Source organism: [Lactobacillus] rogosae, from assembly GCA_900112995.1.
In the GTDB taxonomy this organism is placed as follows: Bacteria; Bacillota; Clostridia; order Lachnospirales; family Lachnospiraceae; genus Lachnospira; species Lachnospira rogosae.
In genome coordinates, this window is sequence record FONU01000046.1 from 1 (window position 1) to 3,370 (window position 3,370).

At 36.2% G+C, this 3,370-nt stretch carries 4 protein-coding genes and 1 pseudogene; all 5 read right to left on the minus strand.

The window, feature by feature from the left end; all coding sequences use genetic code 11:
* Positions 1–361: transposase (locus tag BM157_RS13340; RefSeq protein WP_456361702.1), on the minus strand; the 361-nt coding region annotated here is incomplete at its 3' end.
* Between the two features lie 133 nt (positions 362–494).
* Positions 495–1,082 carry an RluA family pseudouridine synthase gene (locus BM157_RS12770; protein ID WP_055306192.1) on the minus strand — a complete coding sequence of 196 codons (588 nt, stop codon included), beginning with the start codon at positions 1,080–1,082 and terminating at the stop codon, positions 495–497.
* Positions 1,066–2,019, minus strand: coding sequence for an alpha/beta hydrolase (locus tag BM157_RS12775; RefSeq protein ID WP_055306193.1), 954 nt, complete (start codon positions 2,017–2,019; stop codon positions 1,066–1,068). The genes BM157_RS12770 and BM157_RS12775 overlap by 17 nt, the downstream gene beginning before the upstream one ends.
* A gap of 2 nt (positions 2,020–2,021) precedes the next feature.
* Positions 2,022–2,417 (minus strand): hypothetical protein, encoded by a 396-nt coding sequence (locus tag BM157_RS12780; RefSeq protein WP_242854085.1) that lies wholly within the window; start codon positions 2,415–2,417, stop codon positions 2,022–2,024.
* Between the two features lie 346 nt (positions 2,418–2,763).
* A pseudogene (locus BM157_RS12785) lies at positions 2,764–3,324 on the minus strand (DUF5688 family protein).
* Between the last annotated feature and the right edge of the window lie 46 nt (positions 3,325–3,370).

Genomic DNA, 3,370 nt, shown 5'->3' on the forward strand with positions numbered 1-3,370 from the left:
AACAAGGGGCAAAATGAATGCTTCTGAATCGTGCAAGTGTTGCATGGTCAGGTGCAGAATGCCCTTCTAAAAGAAACATGAAATTGATATCTCTTTTGCAGTTTAATTCCATAGAACGGAATGAATAATCGCCATTCATGTAAGAGTATAAAACAATCTTCAAAAGTGTTCTTGGCGATAAAGAATTTATTCTATCATAAGTAGAATATAGATCAGTCAAATCCATCTCCTCTACAAACTGACTAAGTAACCGCACAGAATCATTCTTAGGAATAATTGTTTCTAATTTGAGTGGAAGTTTTAGTTGATATCCACTCTGATTTAACGTATAATCTTTTTGTAATTTATTATGTAATAGCATACTAATATTTTACCATAAATCCCAGGTTTTTCGAAGCCTGGGATTTATTTTTTTAGGTTATATACCGCCTTAACATAAAAGAAGGGGCACCGCACTAATTTCTTAGTGCGACAGCCCCATCTTATACCTATATCTAAAATCCTGGTTTCACTTCGTATAACTTGCCATCAACCTTAAGACTAACCGCACATAACGCTATGCAGCCACGCTTAATACGTATGCCTTTTATCCTTTCAGCTACCTGGACTGCCATATTTCCACCATACTTTCCATCACCAGCAACCGGCATGTTTCTTGAAGCAAGCTGGACACGTATCTGATGATGTCTGCCTGTTATAAGATGAATATCCAGCCTTGATATGTCTGCTTCTTCATCATAAGAAAGAAGCCTGTACTTAAGTATTGCTTCCTTAGAACCCGCCGTTCCTTTTGAAACTACCGATGATTCATTATTCTTTGCATCTTTTATAAGATTATCCACAAGTTCGCCCTCATCAGAATCTGGTTTTCCACATACAAGCACCTGGTAATGTTTACATAGTGTTCCTTTTTGAATAAGTAAAGACAATCTTGCTGCTTCCTTTTTATTCTTAGCCATAAGCACAAGCCCTGATACAGGACGGTCAAGTCTGTTTATTATAGCTGCGTAAGCTTCTTCACCCTTGCTTTTTCTATATGTAAGAACTTCACTTACAAGATCCATCTCAACTAATAATTCCAATACTCTTAATCCACTTTGTAAAAAGTACTTTCCACTCACCAGTCTGTGCAAAATCATCACCACAGCCATAACCATGGCCACCTGTTCTGAATATATGAAGTTCAGCACTTACACCGGCTTTTCTTGCTGCCATATAAAAGCCCACACTGTTCTCAGACAATGTTGTTCTGTCATCATCCGTTTCACATATAAATACTGGCGGCATATCCGGTCTTACAAGCTTATCCGGATTATACTTATGCAGTATCTTTGCCTTACTGTCACTGATTCTCTCAAGCACCTGTTCCTCAGACATATATCTTTTGCCTGCTTCAATACAATCGTCAATACTTATAACCGGATATGAACAAACAGCAAAATCTGGTCTTGCTGATAGTTTATCATATTCATCCTTATACTTATAATCCGCATACACATCACTTTCATACGCTGTTGATAATAACGCTGCCATAAAGCCTCCTGCTGAAAAGCCCATAACGCCTATCTTAGCTTCATCTATACCGAATTCCTGTGCCCTTCCTCTTATAACTCTCATTGCGCGCATAGCATCTATAAGTGGGACATCCTCTGCATTATCATGTTCATCTGATGGAAGTCTGCATTCAAGAACAAATGCAGCTATTCCCATACTATTAAGCCACTTTGCAACATCTTCACCTTCAAAGTTGTATACAAGGCGTCTGAACGCACCTCCTGGAATAATCAATACTGCCGGAATCCTTTGTCTGTCTGTACTGTTACCAATACCATCAGGTATATAAGGAACAATATCCGGATCTGTAATGTTCTGCACTATATGCTTTACTCTTCCATCAGGCATATCTTCAGTGTAATATTTTCTTGTAAGCTTAAGGTTCTGCGAACCCGGAGCCCCATGCTCAAACAGCCTTATCTTGTTTACTGGTGACTTAAACACCTCATTCTGCGTATCTGTCATATCTACTCCCCCCTGCTCTCAAGAAACAAAAGCTTATTAGCCTGTATGCTCAGCTCATCATAATGCATAAGCATATCACTCTCTTCATATTCTTCCGGAATCACTTTATAGCCTTCAAACCTTATAAGATTCTTGAAATATTCTTCCACATCTGCTGTCTGCTTAACAACAACCTCACTGAATGCCACTTCCTCTTCTGACTCCTGAAAATCTGGTCTGTAAAGAAGCTCACCGGTAATTATATTTTCTTTATTGGCTACAAATACGGCTTTGGCATAATATTTGTTACTGTCCGTTGTCGCAAGACGTATTCTTCTTAGTGGTGCCATCGTCTTATCATTCATGGCATTCGCTTTCCTGACTTCTTCTGAATCAAAATATTCCTTTTCAATTATCATATTTAACCTTCTTTCTGTCATATAAATCACTCATAGTTTTACAATATCCAAAACAGGACGATATATTTAAGGTTCTTAATTGATATATGTTCTAAACAGGCTTTTGTATCAGAGAAAACTATTTTTCCATTTTTTAGCCCCCAAAATGGAATTTATTTTTTCACTTTCTTTTCCACAGTTTTGCATTAAATAAATTCATTTTCTTCTTTTCACCTTGCTTCTTTTTGAAAAATTATATTTCCTTTTTTATGAAGAATTTCGGAAATTAGATTTGCGTGATACAAAGAAGTAATTGTCTACCACTAGACTAACTCACATAGTGCTAAACGTCAATTATTTCTTACCATTATATTTCATCTGGTCTGACTTCTGTTGAATTAACTTCACGCACCATCTGCATCATATAATTTTTATTCATATCACCATTATCAGGAACTAATATAAGTTCGTGTATGCTGCTTGGTAAAACATATAGCCCTTTACAATTATTACCAGTTTAATCCTTCACCTTATTTAAACAATCCTTTAAAATGTCTGTGTTATCGTAAAGCAATAAAGATACCCCGAATGTTCTGTCTTTATTAGATAGCACATAAAGGCTTGTATCAAAATCATCTTTATCCATATAAGGGTATAACTTTTCTGCTATATTAAAAAATTCTGGTGTATTTTGTTCCATAGTATTCTTATAAGCATAATCCCACAATTTATTTACGGCATCATTTTTATCTATTCCCCATATGTCTAACATCTGATTAGTAATAGTTGCAGGAGCACCACGTTCAATCTGTAAGTAATACATTACCGACAAATCATCTGTAATAGGGAAGTGTGGAGCATTACTGAATAATTTTTTATTTGCCTGTGTATTAACAATTATAAGAACATAACTGCAGATGCTGGTTATGAGAGCGAGGAAAACTATCTGTTTCTTGAAGCTAATAATCAGATAG